The 16,215-nt window shown below is 66.1% G+C and carries 13 protein-coding genes; 11 read left to right on the top strand and 2 right to left on the bottom strand.

The genetic code is table 11. The annotated features are described in order from the left end of the window. Positions 1-31 precede the first annotated feature (31 nt). The 3 genes from AWB77_RS06825 to AWB77_RS06815 all read left to right on the top strand — a co-directional run bounded on the left by AWB77_RS06825 (position 32) and on the right by AWB77_RS06815 (position 2,378). On the top strand, positions 32-1,207 hold the full coding sequence (locus AWB77_RS06825) for an NAD(P)H-dependent flavin oxidoreductase (protein ID WP_061133608.1): 1,176 nt from the start codon (positions 32-34) through the stop codon (positions 1,205-1,207). A 339-nt stretch (positions 1,208-1,546) separates the two neighbouring features. Then, complete coding sequence (locus AWB77_RS06820; RefSeq protein ID WP_061133607.1) at positions 1,547-1,978, top strand: hypothetical protein; 432 nt, start codon at positions 1,547-1,549, stop codon at positions 1,976-1,978. A gap of 82 nt (positions 1,979-2,060) precedes the next feature. After that, on the top strand, positions 2,061-2,378 hold the full coding sequence (locus AWB77_RS06815) for an HNH endonuclease (RefSeq protein ID WP_061133606.1): 318 nt from the start codon (positions 2,061-2,063) through the stop codon (positions 2,376-2,378). Between the two features lie 18 nt (positions 2,379-2,396). Here the strand turns inward: AWB77_RS06815 and AWB77_RS06810 are convergent, their stop codons facing one another. Beyond that, entirely contained in the window at positions 2,397-2,675 is a 279-nt protein-coding gene (locus AWB77_RS06810; protein ID WP_061133715.1) for a hypothetical protein, read from the bottom strand. Between the two features lie 327 nt (positions 2,676-3,002). Here AWB77_RS06810 and AWB77_RS06805 point away from each other — a divergent pair, with 327 nt between their 5' ends. Then, positions 3,003-4,061: an NAD(P)-dependent alcohol dehydrogenase gene (locus tag AWB77_RS06805; protein WP_061133605.1), complete on the top strand. Its 1,059-nt coding sequence runs from the start codon at positions 3,003-3,005 to the stop codon at positions 4,059-4,061. A gap of 9 nt (positions 4,062-4,070) precedes the next feature. Here the strand turns inward: AWB77_RS06805 and AWB77_RS06800 are convergent, their stop codons facing one another. Beyond that, positions 4,071-4,967 carry a LysR family transcriptional regulator gene (locus tag AWB77_RS06800; RefSeq protein ID WP_061133604.1) on the bottom strand — a complete coding sequence of 299 codons (897 nt, stop codon included), beginning with the start codon at positions 4,965-4,967 and terminating at the stop codon, positions 4,071-4,073. A gap of 99 nt (positions 4,968-5,066) precedes the next feature. Between AWB77_RS06800 and AWB77_RS06795 the strand changes: the two genes are divergently transcribed. The 7 genes from AWB77_RS06795 to AWB77_RS06760 all read left to right on the top strand — a co-directional run bounded on the left by AWB77_RS06795 (position 5,067) and on the right by AWB77_RS06760 (position 16,212). Then, entirely contained in the window at positions 5,067-6,371 is a 1,305-nt protein-coding gene (locus tag AWB77_RS06795) for a CitMHS family transporter (protein ID WP_061133603.1), read from the top strand. 12 nt (positions 6,372-6,383) lie between these two features. Further along, the gene (locus AWB77_RS06790) at positions 6,384-7,745 is read left to right on the top strand and encodes an acyclic terpene utilization AtuA family protein (RefSeq protein WP_061133602.1); all 1,362 of its coding nucleotides are present in this window, start codon (positions 6,384-6,386) and stop codon (positions 7,743-7,745) included. Then, positions 7,732-8,043, top strand: a complete 312-nt coding sequence (locus AWB77_RS06785) for an AtuA-related protein (RefSeq protein WP_061133601.1) — start codon at positions 7,732-7,734, stop codon at positions 8,041-8,043. Before AWB77_RS06790 ends, AWB77_RS06785 begins: the two co-directional genes overlap by 14 nt. Before the next feature lie 519 nt (positions 8,044-8,562). Further along, positions 8,563-10,806, top strand: a complete 2,244-nt coding sequence (locus tag AWB77_RS06775; protein ID WP_061133599.1) for a cellulose biosynthesis cyclic di-GMP-binding regulatory protein BcsB — start codon at positions 8,563-8,565, stop codon at positions 10,804-10,806. Continuing rightward, positions 10,803-12,983: a glycosyl transferase family protein gene (locus tag AWB77_RS06770; protein WP_082852594.1), complete on the top strand. Its 2,181-nt coding sequence runs from the start codon at positions 10,803-10,805 to the stop codon at positions 12,981-12,983. The genes AWB77_RS06775 and AWB77_RS06770 overlap by 4 nt, the downstream gene beginning before the upstream one ends. Continuing rightward, a complete protein-coding gene (locus AWB77_RS06765) occupies positions 12,980-15,352 on the top strand; it encodes an NfrA family protein (protein ID WP_061133597.1) in 2,373 nt (790 codons plus the stop codon). Before AWB77_RS06770 ends, AWB77_RS06765 begins: the two co-directional genes overlap by 4 nt. Continuing rightward, positions 15,352-16,212 carry an alpha-amylase family protein gene (locus tag AWB77_RS06760; RefSeq protein ID WP_061133596.1) on the top strand — a complete coding sequence of 287 codons (861 nt, stop codon included), beginning with the start codon at positions 15,352-15,354 and terminating at the stop codon, positions 16,210-16,212. Before AWB77_RS06765 ends, AWB77_RS06760 begins: the two co-directional genes overlap by 1 nt. Positions 16,213-16,215 lie beyond the last annotated feature (3 nt).

The raw sequence follows: 16,215 nt of genomic DNA, 5'->3' as shown, positions 1-16,215 counted from the left end.
GACCATGAATTCACATCACACTGAGTTGCCCATGACCTCTCACGCCCATTCCTTCGCGCCGCTCATGATTCGCGGCCGCACTTTGCTGCCGATCGTACAGGGCGGGATGGGTGTCGGCATTTCCGCGCATCGGCTTGCGGGGAGCGTCGCGCGGGAAGGCGCACTCGGCACCATCGCGAGCATCGACTTGCGTCACCATCACGAAGACTTGCTCGCGATGTGCCGTGAAGACCACTCGCGGCCCACGCTGGAGCGCGCGAACCTCATCGCGCTCGCGCGCGAGATCAAGTCGGCGCGCGAGTTGTCGGAAGGGCGCGGCATGATCGCGGTCAACGTAATGAAAGCCGTGAGCGCGCATGCCGATTACGTGCGCGTGGCGTGCGAAGAGGGCGCCGATGCCATCGTGATGGGCGCCGGCCTGCCGCTCGATCTGCCCGATCTTACGCAAGGCTGCGATATCGCGCTGATTCCCATTCTGTCCGACAGCCGCGGCGTCACGCTCGTCCTCAAGAAATGGATGAAGAAGGGCCGCTTGCCCGACGCCATCGTGATCGAGCATCCGGGGCACGCGGGCGGCCATCTCGGCGTCGCCGACGTCGCGGACATGAACGACGAGCGCTTCGGATTCGAGCGCGTGCTGAAGGAACTCGATGCATCGTTTGCGGCGCTCGGGCTGAAGCGCGAAGACGTGCCGGTAATCGTCGCGGGTGGCATAAGCAGTCATGAAGCCGTGCCCAAGTGGCTCACGGCCGGCGCGAACGGCGTGCAGGTCGGCACGCCGTTCGCCGTCACCGAGGAAGGCGACGCGCATCCGGAGTTCAAGCGCGTGCTCGTCGAGGCGACGCCCGACGATATCGTCGAATTCATCAGCGTGACGGGACTCCCCGCGCGCGCTGTCAAAACGCCGTGGCTCATGCGCTATCTGCGCAACGAAGAACGCATACGCACGAAAATCGGCGCGCGCAAACAGACGTGCCCTTCGGCGCTCGAGTGTCTGAGCGCGTGCGGATTGCGCGACGGCATCGAGAAGTTCGGCCACTTCTGCATCGATACGCGTCTTGCCGCGGCATTGCGCGGTGACGTCGGCAATGGCCTATTTTTCCGCGGGCGCGAGAAGCTGCCGTTCGGCGCGGCCATCCGCAACGTGCGCGATCTGATCGAACTCCTGTTGACGGGCGCGGCCAAATCGTCTCCGGCGGCGTGCTGAAAAACCGGAACGCGTGTTTCGCCGCGAGCCGTAACCGATCGTGCCGGGTTCTATCGGCTCGGAATGAAACCGGTCTTGGGCTTGACGCCAATGGCTCGCACGCCACGATCCACGGAGTATCGAACGGGCGAGTCGTGCAACGGTTAAGTAACCTGCATTCCGCGAATCGCGACGGAAATCGATGCGATCCGTTGCATCGCTTCGCTATATCAAACCTGTGGCAAAGACGTGAACGCTCTCTTTCATGCACGCGATAACGATTTCGTCGTGTTCCGAACTTCGCGGCAAGCTCGGCTTTCTAGAATCCGGTCACTTCATCGATACCGGACATCAAGCCTCATGCCGACCAAGCTCGAATTCTCCACGCCTGAAGGACGCATTTCGCTTTCCATAGACGACGTGCAGTTCATGGCGTACGACGCCGGCGAACTCGCAATGAAATCGACGCGCGATTTCGTCGGACGCATGCGCGCGATGGGACTCGGCGAACTCGCGGAAACTTATGCGCGCCTGATCGCGCAATACAAGGTCTCGGAGTTGGAGCTGCGCGAAGCGCGTGAAGAAGCCGAAGCCCTGCTCGGCAGCAAGGAGGAAAGCGGCACGATCGAGAAGCGCATCATGCCGCGCCTCGAAGCGGTGCGCGAGACGATCGCGCGCACGCAGATCGATCTGCGCGAGAACGTCGAACGGATGGCGGCGCTATCAGCAGCATGCGATTATCCGTTGCATCAGATTCCGGGTTATCGGCCACCCGCGCGAACCGCGAGATAATACGAAGTACGAAGTAATAAGGCGGTCGGGCGCGTTGTCCTGAGGCGGCGCGTATACTCGTCGATAACGAACGAGGACCGCGATGGCAAAGCGCGCACCCGAGCCTTGGTATCGACCGGCTCAAGAAGAAATCTGTGCGCTGTGCGGGCGCGCAGTGCCGCCTTCCGAGCGCGATCTGCATCATCTCGTGCCAAAGTCGCAAGGCGGGCGGCAGACCGCGGTGCTGCATCGCATCTGTCATCGGCAATTGCATGCGCTCTTCACCGAGAAGGAACTGGCGCAGCGCTATTCGACCGTCGAGGCGCTGCTCGCGCATGAAGCGGTGCGCAGCTTCGTCGAATGGGTGAAGACCAAGCCGGATGGCTTCTATCAGCGCACGCGTCGCGCGCGTTCGCGCTGAAACATGCTCGCCGCGCGCTTACTGCGCGCATGAAGCCTCGCCCTGATACGCCGTCATGCCGAAGCGCTGCAAGATGAAATTCTCGACGACGAGATGAATGTCCGCTTCGCGCGGCCGCGTGCCCCAGCGGCTGTTGCCCGCCACCGATGCCACCGTGAACCACGATTGCGGTGGAAACAGTTCGACGCGCAGCATGTCGCGCTCGAAAATTCTAAGACGCCCCGTATCGATGTGAAATTCGGCGCTGACTGCGCCTCCCGGCATGCCGATGCGCGCCGTGATTGCCTTTGCCTTCATGGTCTCGTTCTCGCGTGATTGTCGCCGCGCTGTCATTCGCGCGTCGTCGATTGTCAGATTCTCCAGCGGCATGCGCGGCGCGCTGTCGTTTCGGCAGATATTCTTTTATAGGCATACAGTACTGACGTTGCGCATTGCCGCCCGAACATAGGCGCAATCGGCAAATCGCTCGCAACGCGTGGCGCAGCATGATGTCGAACGTTCGCTGCCGCACACAACACCGCATACAGAAAACCATCTCGCACGTCTTACCCCATAACCGCGCTCGCTCGTCGTTAGCAAGCGCCGGTCCTGTTCACACGATGCAAATCTCAGAGGAAGCAAACCATGTTCGAAGCGTATTCCTACGCAGCATCCGCCGCCGATAAACCGCTCGGCCCGCACGAAATTCAGCGCCGCGACGTCGGTCCGAACGACGTGCGTATCGACATCCTGTTCTGCGGCGTGTGCCACTCCGATCTCCACATGGCGAGAAACGAGTGGGGCGGCACGAACTATCCGGTCGTGCCGGGTCATGAGATCGTCGGGCGCGTCGCGGCAGTCGGTTCGGACGTGTCGAAGTTCGAGGTCGGCCAGCTCGCGGGCGTCGGCTGCATGGTCGATTCATGCCGCGTTTGCAATGCCTGCAAGGAAGGACTCGAACAGTATTGCGAAAGCCCGGAAAGCTTTACGCAAACCTACAACTCTCCGGACAAGAAATCGGGCGGCGTGACCTTCGGCGGCTATTCGACGAGCATCGTCGTCGACGAGGCGTACGTGCTGAGCGTTCCCGAGAATCTCGAACTCGCGGCGGTCGCACCGTTGCTGTGCGCGGGCATCACCACGTATTCGCCGCTGCGTCACTGGAACGTGCAGCAGGGGCACAAGGTCGGCATCGTCGGGCTGGGCGGCCTCGGTCACATGGGTGTGAAGATCGCCGCCGCGATGGGCGCGCACGTCGTCCTCTTCACGACATCGCCCGGCAAGATCGAGGACGCGAAGCGGCTCGGCGCGCATGAAGTCGTGATCTCGAAAGATCTCGATCAGATGGCCGCCCACGCGAACAGCTTCGACTTCATCCTGAACACCGTGGCCGCGTCGCACGATCTCGATCAGTTCATGGCGCTGCTCAAGCGTGACGGCACGATGACGCTCGTCGGCGTGCCGGAGCATCCGCATCCGTCGCCTTCGGTGATGAACATGATCTTCAAGCGCCGCTCGCTCGCGGGCTCGCTCATCGGCGGCATTGCCGAGACGCAGGAGATGCTCGACTTCTGCGGCAAGCATGGCATCACGTCGGACATCGAGATGATCCGCATGGACGAAGTCAATCAGGCTTACGAGCGCATGTTGAAGAGCGACGTGAAGTACCGCTTCGTGATCGACATGGCGACGATGGAAAGATAAGCCTGTGTATCAGCGAGGCGTTCTCATCGCCTCGCGCATGCTTTCGACGAAGCGCTCCGTCACGGCCGGCAATGTCCGGCCTTTCTTTTTGACGATGGCGATCGGCCGCGCGAACGCCGGATGGCCGATCGGCTTCACGACGAGCCCCGGTTCCGCGCGCACCTCGCGCGCGGTCTCCGGCAGGATCGTCACGCCGAGTCCCGCGCGCACCATCGCGACCGCGGTCATCATGTAAGTCGGCTCGCATGCGATATCGAGCGCTTCGCGCGTCTCGCTGAGCGCGGCATCGACGACCGCGCGCACGCTCGTTCCCGGCGCGGTCAGCACGAGCGGGACGCGCGCGAGATCGTCGGGCACGATGCGGCGTTTCTTCGCGAGCGCATGTGATTTGGGACATACCGCGACGAGCCGGTCGACGCCCGCGTGCAGCACGTCGATCAGCGGATCGGTCACTTCGCCGCCGGTCAGCCCGATATCCACGTCCTCGTTGCGCACGAGCGCATTCACGGTGCTCGCGACGACATCGCGAATCTGGAAGCCTACGCGCGGCACGTCGCGCTTCATGCCGATGATCAGCTCAGGCAACACGCTCGCCGCGAACGTCGGCAAGCACGCGATGCGGATCGTGCCGCTTTCGCCCACGCCCATCGCGCGCGCATCGCGCAGCACGTTCTCCATGTCGCGCAACGACTTGCGCAAGAGCGGCAGGAGTTCGCGGCCCGTCGGCGTCAACGCGACGTTGCGGCTATTGCGGTCGAGGAGCCGCGCGCCGACGGCCTCTTCCAGCCTGCGTATCTGCACGGTCAAGGCGGGCTGCGACAGATGCAGCCGTTCGGCCGCCCGCGTGAAGCTGCCCGCCTCGGCCACGGCGACGAGCGCGCGAATATCGCGAAGATTCAGATCCATTATGGTTCGTGATGGCTGCGATCAAATCATTTCAATTGTTTTATCGCCGCTCCGAACTTACTCTCGGATACATCAAAAAACAAGATTCGGAGACACGTCATGTTGCCGCTGCTCGGCCTGGCCACCATCGTCGTCCTGCTCGGGGCGATTCTTTCCAAACGCATGTCGCCGCTCGTCGCGCTCATCATCGTGCCGATCGCGGCGTCGCTGATCGGCGGCTTCGGGCTTTCGACGAGCAAGTTCGTCATCGACGGATTGAAGAGTCTCGCGCCGGTCGTCGGCATGTTCGTGTTCGCGATTCTCTACTTCGGCACGATCACGGACGCGGGCACGCTCGATCCGATCATCGACCGCATTCTGCGCGCGGTCGGCACGAAACCGACGCGCATCGTGATGGGCACGACGCTGCTCGCGCTCCTGATCCATCTCGACGGCTCGGGCGCGGTGTGCTTCCTCGTCACGATTCCCGCGATGCTGCCGCTCTACGAGCGCCTCAACATGGACCGCCGCGTGCTGGCGGCGGCCGTGTCGATGGCGGCGGGCATCAACTTCCTGCCGTGGACCGGACCGATGATCCGCGCCTCCGCCTCACTGCATCTGCCGATTTCATCGCTCTTCAATCCGCTGATTCCAGTGCAGGCGATCGGACTCGTGTTCGTCTTCGGCGTGGCGTGGTGGCTCGGGCGGCGCGAGGAAAAGCGTCTCGGCTATTCGAGCGCGAAGGGCGCGATTCCGGTTCCGAAGCGCGAACTCACGCCGGAAGAACAGGCGCTGCGCCGCCCGAAGAACTTCTGGTTCAACATCGTGCTGACCCTCGTCGTGCTCGGCACGATGGTCGTGATGGGCGAGAAGATTCCGCCCGCGATCATGTTCATGGTCGGGCTGTGCATCGCGTTGTTGGTGAACTACCCGAACGTCGACATGCAGCGAAAGCGCATCGACGCGCACGCGCGCGCCGCGCTGATGATGGCCGGAATCCTGCTCGCGGCGGGCGTCTTCACCGGGGTCATGCAGGGCAGCGGCATGCTGAAAGCGATGGCGCAGGCGGCCGTCGGCTTCGTGCCGCCCGCTTTCGCGGGGCACATTCCGGTCGTGCTCGGTCTCTTGTCGATGCCGCTCTCGATGCTCTTCGATCCCGATTCGTTTTATTTCGGCGTGTTGCCGGTGGTCGCCGAAGTGGCGTCGCAACTCGGCGTGCCGGCGGTGCATGTCGGCCAGGCGGCGTTGCTCGGGCAGATGACGACCGGCTTTCCCGTGAGCCCCCTCACGCCCGCGACGTTTCTCGTCGTCGGCTTGTGCGGCATCGATCTCGCGGATCATCAGAAGTTCACGTTCCCGCTGCTTTTCGGCGCGTCGATCGTCATGACGATCGCGTGCGTCGTGCTGGGCGTGTTTCCGCTGTAAAGGACAAGCACCATGAAAGACATCATCAGGATCGGCGCGGGCGCGGGCTATTCGGGCGACCGCATCGAGCCGGCCGTCGAACTGGCCGAGCACGGCGCGCTCGACTATCTCGTGTTCGAATGTCTCGCCGAACGCACGATCGCGATTGCCCAGCAAGCGCGGCGCGGCGATCCTTCGCTCGGCTACGATCCGCTGCTCGAAGCGCGCATGCGCGCCGTGCTGCCGGTCGCGGCGAAGAACGGCGTGCGGATCGTATCGAACATGGGCGCGGCGAATCCTCACGCGGCGGCGAAGAAGACCGCGCAGATCGCGCGCGAACTCGGCTTGCACGGAATGAAGATCGCAGCCGTCACCGGCGACGACGTGCTCGATATCGTCCTGCGCTCGCCTCATCGCTTCGAGGAATCCGGCGACGATGTGAGCGACTACGCGGAGCGCATCGTATCGGCGAATGCGTATCTCGGCGCGGCGCCGATCGTCGCGGCGCTCGCGGCGGGCGCGGATATCGTGCTGACCGGGCGCGTCGCGGACCCGTCGCTGTTCACGGCGCCGCTCATCCACGAATTCGGCTGGAAGATGGACGACTGGGCGACGCTCGGGCAGGCGACCGTCGTCGGCCATCTGCTCGAATGTGCGGGGCAGGTGACGGGCGGCTATTTCGCCGATCCGGGCTACAAGGACGTGAACGGTCTCGCGCGTCTCGGCTTTCCGATCGGTGAAGTGCGCGCGGATGGTTCCGTCGTCGTGACTAAGGTGGCGCACGCGGGCGGCAGCGTCACGGAAGCGACGTGCAAGGAACAACTGCTCTACGAGATTCACGATCCGGCGCGCTACTTTCAGCCCGATGTCGTCGCGGACTTCACGCAAGTTCGCGTCGCGCAGGAAGCGCCCGACCGCGTGCGCGTGACGGGCGGACGCGGCCAGGCGCGCACCGGCACGCTGAAAACGTCGGTGGCGTATGTCGATGGCTATATCGGCGAAGGGCAGATTTCCTACGGCGGTCCGGGCGCGGTCGCACGCGCGCGGCTCGCGCTCGATATCGCGCGCGAACGTCTCGCGATCACGGGCGTCGATACGAGCGAACTGCGCTTCGATCTGATCGGCGTGAATGCGCTGTACGGCGACGCGCTCGCATCGTCGAACGGCGGCGAGCCGTATGAGGTGCGCGTGCGCGTCGCGGGGCGCGCATCGAGCGCGAAGGAAGCGGCGCGCATCGGCAATGAAATCGAGACGCTCTATACCAACGGCCCGGCGGGCGGCGGCGGCGTGACGAAGACGACGCGCGAAGTCATCGCCGTGCAATCGGTGCTGCTCGCGCGCGAGCATGTGAATCCGGTATTCGAATTCGTGGAGGCAAGCGATGAAACTGCGTGAACTGGCGCACGGCCGCACCGGCGACAAAGGCAACACGCTGAACGTTTCGGTGATCTGCTTCGACGCGAAGCATTACGCGCAACTGCGCGATCAACTCACGGCTGAGCGCGTGAAGGCGCATCTCGCCGATGTCGTTAAGGGCGATGTCGTGCGCCACGAACTGCCGCTGCTGCATGCTTTCAACTTCGTTCTCGGTCAGGCGCTCGGCGGCGGCGTCACGCGCTCGCTCGCGCTCGACGCGCATGGCAAGTCGGTGAGCTCGGCGCTGCTCGACATCGAAATAGACATGCAATCCTAAGAGGAAAACCTGGGCCTCGCTTCGGGCCGCATCGTATCTTGGGAACGCTAGTTAAACAGGTAAAAAGCACCGCTCCAAGCTAGACAAAAACTCGCCAATGCACGCTCGCACGCTCTCGTTAGACTTTTTTACATTTTAGTTGGCGGGCGGTCCTAAGCGTCTGAATACAATCGGAATTATCCAAGATTGTGTAGTCGTCGGGACCCAATGAACACGAAGCGAACAACGATCCTTTTCCTTCTCGGCAAGCGTCCTCGACTCTTCGACGCCGTTTCCGATGCCCGCGGCGACGCCATCGCCGCACCGGCGCAACGCCTTCCCGGCGACTTGAACGCCGCCGCGGCGTTCTCCCGTCCCTTCGACGCATTCGTACACGGTCCGCGCCGGAACATAGGCGCGCATCGTGTCATGCGCGAAGCGATCGCGTAGGAATCAGGCATACGCAATCGAGGCGGCGCGCGCGACATGCACAGGCATGCGCCCAATCCGCCACGTTGCGCCCACTTCGAGTCACTCAACTTGGTCAACGACATCTTCAAGCGGCGCGGACTGCGCGCCGTTCTGGCATCCATGAGCCTGTGCGCCGCGCTGTTCGCGGGCTTCCAGCACGCGGCGTTCGGCGCAGCCACGACTGACGGCGATATCGCGGGCGCGATCGGGCGGCTCGGCCTCGACATGCGGGAAACGCGCACCGTGACGCTGCGGCAGCTTGGCCTGCTCGAAAGCGTGACGCTCAACGCGCCCGACACCCGCCGCGAATTCTTCCTGCCGGTGCCCGCCGGCATTCCTATCTCCGATGCCACGCTGCAATTCGATGGCGGCTACGTGCGCGGCGACGGCGGCCGCGTGACGATGCTCCTTTCGCTCGACGGCTCGCCGGTGCTCGCACGCGCGTTCACGCAGGATGCGGGCGGCGTGTCGGTGAATCTCGGCGTCGACGGCGCGGCGCGCGGCGCGGGCTTCGTGCGCATGGGGCTCGGTTTCGCGTCGGTGATCAATCAGAACGAGTGCGCGGATCAGACGGCAATCGGCAATGTGCTGCGCGTCGATCCGACGACGCGTCTCACGTTCCGCTTCGATCCCGCCGACGTGCGCGACTTGCGCACCGCGTGGAGCGCGCTGCCGTTCGCGCCGGTGCTCGCGGTGTCGGGCCGCGCATTGTCGACGAGCGCATTCGACACGGCCTGGCGCACCGATGCGCTCTTGCAGCGCGACGGCAAGCGTCCCGTGATGCAGGCGTTTCCCGCCGTGGGCGATACGGTCGATCTCACGGCCGTCGACGTGCCCGCGGCGCTGCGCGGCATACCCGCGTTCGCGGCGCTGTCCGCGGGCGGCAAGCACGTCATCGGCGACGATGCGCAACGCGGCGCGCTCGTCGCGCTCGGCGCGCGCGCGGCGTTCGGCCCGGACGTGGTCGTCGCCGACGATGCGCTGCGCAAGTCGATCGGCGGCGCGCTCGATGCGCTGCGCGCGCAGGTCGCGAACACATCGGCGGATGCGCTCGCGGCCTTCGACGCGTGGCGCGCGCACACCGCCGCGCAACTGACCGCGCCGCTCGCGGCGGGCGAAGTGCGCGTCGCGCACGTGGGCGGCCGCGCGATGATCGTCGTCGGCGACACGCTCGGCATCGGCGCGCTCGCGCACGGCTGGCGGCCCATCGACGTGTCGGATCGCGTGGTCGTGCATCGCATCGACGTGGCGCAGCAAACGCGCGGCGACACCATCGCGCTGTCCGATCTCGGGGGCGATCCGCGCAGCGTCGACGTGCAGACGGCCGCGTCGTGGGACGCGCGCTTCGACCTCGCGGCGGCGTCGGGCAATGGCCGGCTGCCGGAGCAGGTCGTGCTCGATCTCGCGGCATCGCCGACGCTTTCCAACGGCGGCGCGACCGCGACCGTCTATTTCAACGACGTGATGATCGGCGCGAAGCTCATCAACGTCGACGGCGCGCGCCAGCGTCTCGTCGCGCCGATTCCGCGCTATGCGCTCGCGCGCACCAACGATCTGCGCGTGACCTTCCGCCGTCAGCCCGACTCGGGTTGCCAGGCGCGTCAGACGTATCCGGTCGCGGTGTTGCCGTCGAGCCATCTGCGGCTCGCGAAGGCTGCACCCGACGACACCTTCGCAGGAATGGCGGCGCGCTATGCGTCATCGGCGACGGTGTATGTGCCGCGCGCCTGGCTCGACGACGCGCTTGCCGCCGTGCCGCGCTTAGCCGTGCTGACGGGCGCGGCGGGCATCGCGCCGGTATCGGCGAAATTCGCGGTGAAGAGCGGCGACACGCCCGCGCAGCCCGACGGCCCGTTCCTCGCCGCCGACGTCAAGCTCGCCAACGAGAAGAATCCCGCGATGTATTCGGCCGAGCGGCTTGCGCTGACATCGCCCGCGGGCGATACGCTGCTCGACATGTCGGGGCTCTCGCGCGTCGCGGTCGTGAGTGTGGCGAGCGCGGGCGGGCAGCGCGGCGTCGTGTACCGGTCGGCAGGCGCGGCGCCCGTCCTCACCGACAAGTTGCAACTTTCGCGCGGCAACATCGCCGTCGTGGACGGCAGCGGCGTGCTCAAGCAATTCGACACGGTCAATCCCGAAGCGATGACCGACGAACCCGCGTCGAGCACCGACTGGGTCACGCGGCACTGGGCGCGCTGGGGCATTCCGGCCGTGCTCGTCGTGCTGCTCCTTGCCCTGATCGCGCTCGCGGGACACGCGCGCCGCAGGCATCGCAACGGACGTGGCGGCGGCGATGCCGAGGACGACGCGTGATGCTGGAGACGCTCAGGTGGTACGGCGAGATTCTGCTCGCCGACTACTACCAGGGACTCGAGTACGTGGCCGCGACGGTCGCGGCGATCATCCTGCTTTCGAGCCTGGACGATCTTTTCATCGACATCTGGTACTGGACGCGCAGGCTCTGGCGGCGCGTGACGGTCGAACGCCGCTACGCGCCGCTTACCGTCGAGCAGTTGTACGCGCGCGACGAGCAGCCGATCGCGATCATGGTGCCCGCGTGGCACGAGGACGACGTGATCGCCGCGATGATCGAGGATCTCGTGCGCGTGCTCGATTACCGCGCGTACACCGTGTTCGTCGGCACCTATCAGAACGATGCCGCGACGATCCGCGAAGTGGAGCGCATGCGGCATCGCTATAAGCATCTGCATCGCGTGGAAGTGCCGCACGACGGCCCGACGTGCAAGGCCGACTGCCTCAACTGGCTCGTGCAGGCGATCCTGCATTACGAGTTCGAAGCCGGAACGGAATTCGCGGGCATCGTGATGCACGACAGCGAAGACGTGCTGCATCCCGTCGAACTGAAATTCTTCAACTATCTGCTGCCGCGCAAGGACATGATCCAGTTGCCGGTGGCGTCGCTGGAGCGGCACTGGTTCGAGCTCGTCGCGGGCACGTACATGGACGAGTTCGCGGAGTGGCACGCGAAGGATCTCGTCGTGCGCGAGAGTCTTGCGGGCGCGGTGCCGTCGGCGGGCGTGGGCACGTGCTTTTCGCGCCGCGCGATTCTCGCGCTCGTCGAAGAGACGGAGCATCAGCCGTTCAATACCGAAAGCCTCACCGAGGATTACGACATCGGCACGCGCATCACGCGGCTCGGCATGCAATCGATCTTTCCGCTCTTTCCCGTCGAATTCACGACGCGCCGCAAGGGCTGGTTCGGCTTCGGCCGCGAGCGCGAAATCAGGATGACGATGCCGCTGTGCGTGCGCGAATTTTTCCCCGACACGTTCCGCACCGCGTACCGGCAGCGCGCGCGCTGGACGCTCGGTATCGGCTTGCAGGGATGGGCGCTGACTGGCTGGAGCGGCTCGCTCGCCAATCGCTATCTTTTGATGCGCGATCGCAAGGGCGTCGTGACGGCGTTCGTCGGCATGCTCGCGTATCTGCTGGCCGTGCAGTTCATGCTGTTCGCGGCGGCATCGTATCTCGGGCTTGCGAGCGAGTTCTTTCCGTCGCCGTTCGTCGATTCGCACTGGCTGCAATTCCTGCTCGCCGCGAATTCGGTCGCGCTCGTGTTGCGCGTCACGCAGCGCATCATTTTCACGACGCGGCTTTACGGCTGGGAGCACGGCGTGCTCTCGGTGCCGCGCATGGTCATCAGCAACGTCATCAACTTCATGGCGGTGGCGCGCGCGTGGCGGCTTTTCATCGTGCATATGGTGACGGGGCGGCGGCTCGCGTGGGACAAGACGATGCACGATTTCCCCAGCAACGAAGGCCTGCGCGACACGCGTCAGGAACTGGGCGAACTGCTGGTCTCGTGGCAGGCGATCGATCCCGAGCGGCTCGAGGAAGCGCGTCAGACCGATCATGCGCGCGAGGCGCCGCTCGGCCGCGTGCTCGTCACGCGCGGCTGGCTCGACGAGGAAACGCTTGCGGAAGCCATCGCGTTTCAGGCTGACTTGCCGCGCGGCCATTTCGATGCAGCGCGCGTCGATCTGACGAGCATCGCGACACCCGATACGCTCGTGCGCCTGCGTGCGCTGCCGCAGGGCGTCGACGCGAACGGCCACGCGGTGTTCGTCTGCGCGAGCCTGCTCGACGATGCATCGCTCGCGGAACTCAACGCGGCGTCGGGCCGCACGGTCGCGCTGCAGATCGTGCGCGAAAGCGAGATCGCGGCGGGCTTGCGGATGCTGCGCGCGGTCGGCATGCCTGTCTATCCCGGCGATGCCGACGACGAAGCACCGCCCGCGCTCGCCGATGCCGCCTCGGCGCGCGGCGTGCCCTTGCTCGGCGACATCATGATCGAGATGGGACTCGTCACGCGCAGCGCGTTCGAGTCGGCGTTGCGCGACTATCGGCCGGAGCGGCATGGGCGCATCGGCGATTACATGGTCGCGGAAGCGGTCATCGCGCCCGATGCGCTGACCGTCGCGATCGCCGAGCAGCGCCGCCGCTATCTCGCGCAGGCCGGACTTCGATGACGCCGCGTCGCGCGTCGTTCGCTGCGCTTTGCTTTTGCGCGTCGCTCGCCGCCCGCGCCGACGAGACCTTGCCCCTGCCGTTGAGCGGCGCGGCGTATCGCGTCGCGCGCGAGGCGTTCGCGGCCTACGGCGAGCATCGTTATGCCGATGCCATCGCCCGCGCGCAAGAGGCGATTCGCCAGCGTCCCGATGTCGCCGATCTGCGTCTGTTGCTCGCGAATGCGCTCGCCGCGCGCGGACGTCTGAAGGACGCGAGCCGCGCGCTTGCCGACGCCATCGCGCAACTCGGACCGTTGCCGGCGCTGACCGCGCGGCACAGGCAGATCGACGTGCTGATCGCATCGGGCGGCGCGGGCGGCTTGCCGGGCGATCTGCCGGAACCGGCGGCGAAGGCGGCGCGCGCGGCGTATCGCGCCTACGGCAAAAAGGATTACGCGGCGGCGGTGGAGCAAGGCCGCGAAGCGGTGCATCTCGCGCCGCAGGCCGAACGCTTGCGCTATCTGCTGATCGATGCGCTCGCCGCAACCGGCGACGATGCCGCCGCCTGGGACGCATCCGCCGATGCGTCGGCGCGCTTCGGCGATAGCGACGCCTTGCGCGAGCGGCGGCGCTTCATCGGCGACAGGCTCGCGCCGGCGGAATCGAAGGCGGCGTATGCGGCGCGCGAACGCGGCGATCTCGACGCGGCGCAGGTCTTCGCGCGCAAGGCGGTCATGTATGCGCCCGCGCGGCTCGCGTTTCGCACGCAGTTGATCGACATACTCTTCGCGCGCGGCGATCTCGCGGGCGTGGAAGCCGCCGCAAGCGATGGCGACGACGCGCTCATGCAGGCGTTGCGCGGCTATGCGCGCGCGGCGCAGGGCAAGCGCGCGGACTTCGCGCTCGCACCGGTCGACACCGGCGACGAACGCAGGAATCGCGATGCCCGCGTGGCGCGCACGATCGTCGCGGACGTGCGGCTCGCGCAGGGCGATCCGCAAGCGGCGCTCGACGCGCTGCCGCCCGTCACGACGCCAACACCCGACGACGCCGATGCCGCCATCGTCCTGCGCCGGCACCGCGCGCAGACGATGTTGCGCATGGGCGCGACGCAGGCCACGCCGATCGATCCGCGCGCGCGCCCGGCGTTCGAGTGCCGCGCGGATGCGTTCGGCGCTTCGTGCGATGTCTACGCGCACGATCCCGCGCTCGCCCCGACCCGCGAAGCGCGCCTCGCCGAGCAGCGTGGCGATCGCGGCGCGGCCATCGGTTACTGGCGCACGGCAATCGCCGAAGTGTCCGACGATCCGCAGCCACGCATCGCGCTGATCGATGCGCTCGCGGCGACGGGCAGAACGCGCGAGGCGTCGAACGAAGCGCGCGCGCTGATCGATGCGAACCTGCTCGATTCGATGACCGATATGCAAGCCGCGTTCATCGCGCGGCGCGCGGGCGACAACGCGCTCGCGCTCGATCACTTCGCGCGCGCCGAACGCGCGGGCGCGCTCCCGGCATCGGCGCAGGCGGACGCGGGCTATGCTGCGCTCGGTCTGCATCGCAACGAAGAGGGCGCGAAGTACCTTGAACGTGCGATCGACCACGACGACGAAACCCTGACGCCGCAAGCCCTGAGCGACGCGCGCGCGGCGCACGCCGAAGCGACGCGCGACTGGGGCTTCAGCGCGACCGTGAACTATCGCGGCAACGGCGCGCAGCAAGGTTTCGCGTTCGCGCCGACGCCGGGCGTGTCGAACAACTGGCAGGCGGGCGTGGAGGCGTACTGGCGTCCGTTCGGCAGCCTCGGTGCGCGCATGTTCGAGGTGTACGCGCGCGGTTACGAGAACTTCGGCGTGCAGGGCGGCGGGCCGACCGGCGTATCGACGTTGCAGGCGGCGATCGGCGCGCGCGTGAAGCCGTTCGCATCGGCGAATGCGGTCTTCGCGATCGAGCGCATCGTGCCGATCGGCTCCGACGTGCGCTCGGACTGGCTCGCGCGCGCCGCGTATTCGAACGGCTTCGGCGACACGCGCCGCCTCGACGCGCCGGGCTGGTGGACGGGCACGGTGTATGGCGAGGCGGGGCATTACATCGAAAATCATTCGACGTACGCAACCGCGAACGCGCGTCTTGGCCGAACGTACCGGATCGATTCGGTGAGCCCGCGTCTTACGGTGTTCCCGCATGCGGTTGTCGGCATGGACTACGATTCGGCGGTCGATCATAGCGTGCCGGTGGGCGTCGGCGCGGGCGTGGCGGCGCGCTACTGGTTCCGCGACGGCCCTTACGATGCGCCGCGCTCGTTCGTCGATTTGGCCTTGCAGTATCGCTTTCGCGTCGCGGGCGACGATCGCGCGCGTGGCGTGTTCTTCGGCGCGGTATTCTCGTATTGATGATGCGCTCGCTACTTGCCTCGTTCACCGTGTCCGCTGCGCTCGCCTGCGCCTGCTGCATGTCCAGCGCAGCGAACGCGGACGCCTCGCGCATGCGTCTCGTCGACGGCATCGTCTGGCAGCCCGATAACGCCCATGCCGATCCGCGCGGCGCCTGGGACCGGATCGGCGCGCGCGAACTCATCGTGCAATGGACGGCGGTGGACGGTATCGCGTTCGTGCCGGGCACCGGGATGCGCGCGGCGGCGCGGATGCCGGACTGGGAGCGCATCGGGCGGGAGCCGTGGGCGCGCGATGTGATCGTCGGGCTCGCCGGACGTTTCGACGAAGCGGCGGCGCGCGCGAACGCAGCGCAACTCGCGATCGAATCGATGCAGCTTGCGGATTTTCGTCCGCCCGTTCATGTGACCGGCTATTACTTTCCCGTCGAGATCGATCCGACCTGGCAGACCGCGAGCACGCTGCGCTCGTTGCTCGATGCGTTGCCGAGGCCTTTATGGATCAGCGTGTACGATCGCGCGAACGTGGGCGGCGCGGCGCTCGCGGAATGGCTCGATCAATGGCTGCCGCGCGATGTCGGCGTGTTGCTGCAGGACGGCTGCGGCGTGTACGCGCGCGAACCGAAGATCGCGCGCGAGTACGCGGAGCAGCTTGCCGCGAAGCTCGGGCACAAGCGTGTGCGGATCATCGCGGAGGCGTTCCGCCCGCAAGTGGGCGGCGGGTTCCGCGCGGCGAGCGCCGATGAACTGAAGCCGCAGATCGATGCGTATCGAGGCTTCAAGACCTATCTCTTCGATGGGCCGCATTATGTGGCGGCGGAACTGGTGCAAGGCCTGCTGGATGCCTACCGGCGGCGCTGACGC

Source organism: Caballeronia fortuita (assembly GCF_001544835.2).
In the GTDB taxonomy this organism is placed as follows: Bacteria; Pseudomonadota; Gammaproteobacteria; order Burkholderiales; family Burkholderiaceae; genus Caballeronia; species Caballeronia fortuita.
This window is presented reverse-complemented; position numbering and strand designations above follow the sequence as displayed.

What these genes read in the sequence shown, in the direction of transcription:
- AWB77_RS06825 (WP_061133608.1), top strand. Translation starts at nt 32, where the DNA reads ATGACCTCTCACGCCCATTCCTTCGCGCCGCTCATGATTCGCGGCCGC.
- AWB77_RS06820 (WP_061133607.1), top strand. Translation starts at nt 1,547, where the DNA reads ATGCCGACCAAGCTCGAATTCTCCACGCCTGAAGGACGCATTTCGCTT.
- AWB77_RS06815 (WP_061133606.1), top strand. Translation starts at nt 2,061, where the DNA reads ATGGCAAAGCGCGCACCCGAGCCTTGGTATCGACCGGCTCAAGAAGAA.
- AWB77_RS06810 (WP_061133715.1), bottom strand. Translation starts at nt 2,675, where the DNA reads ATGAAGGCAAAGGCAATCACGGCGCGCATCGGCATGCCGGGAGGCGCA.
- AWB77_RS06805 (WP_061133605.1), top strand. Translation starts at nt 3,003, where the DNA reads ATGTTCGAAGCGTATTCCTACGCAGCATCCGCCGCCGATAAACCGCTC.
- AWB77_RS06800 (WP_061133604.1), bottom strand. Translation starts at nt 4,967, where the DNA reads ATGGATCTGAATCTTCGCGATATTCGCGCGCTCGTCGCCGTGGCCGAG.
- AWB77_RS06795 (WP_061133603.1), top strand. Translation starts at nt 5,067, where the DNA reads ATGTTGCCGCTGCTCGGCCTGGCCACCATCGTCGTCCTGCTCGGGGCG.
- AWB77_RS06790 (WP_061133602.1), top strand. Translation starts at nt 6,384, where the DNA reads ATGAAAGACATCATCAGGATCGGCGCGGGCGCGGGCTATTCGGGCGAC.
- AWB77_RS06785 (WP_061133601.1), top strand. Translation starts at nt 7,732, where the DNA reads ATGAAACTGCGTGAACTGGCGCACGGCCGCACCGGCGACAAAGGCAAC.
- AWB77_RS06765 (WP_061133597.1), top strand. Translation starts at nt 12,980, where the DNA reads ATGACGCCGCGTCGCGCGTCGTTCGCTGCGCTTTGCTTTTGCGCGTCG.
- AWB77_RS06760 (WP_061133596.1), top strand. Translation starts at nt 15,352, where the DNA reads ATGATGCGCTCGCTACTTGCCTCGTTCACCGTGTCCGCTGCGCTCGCC.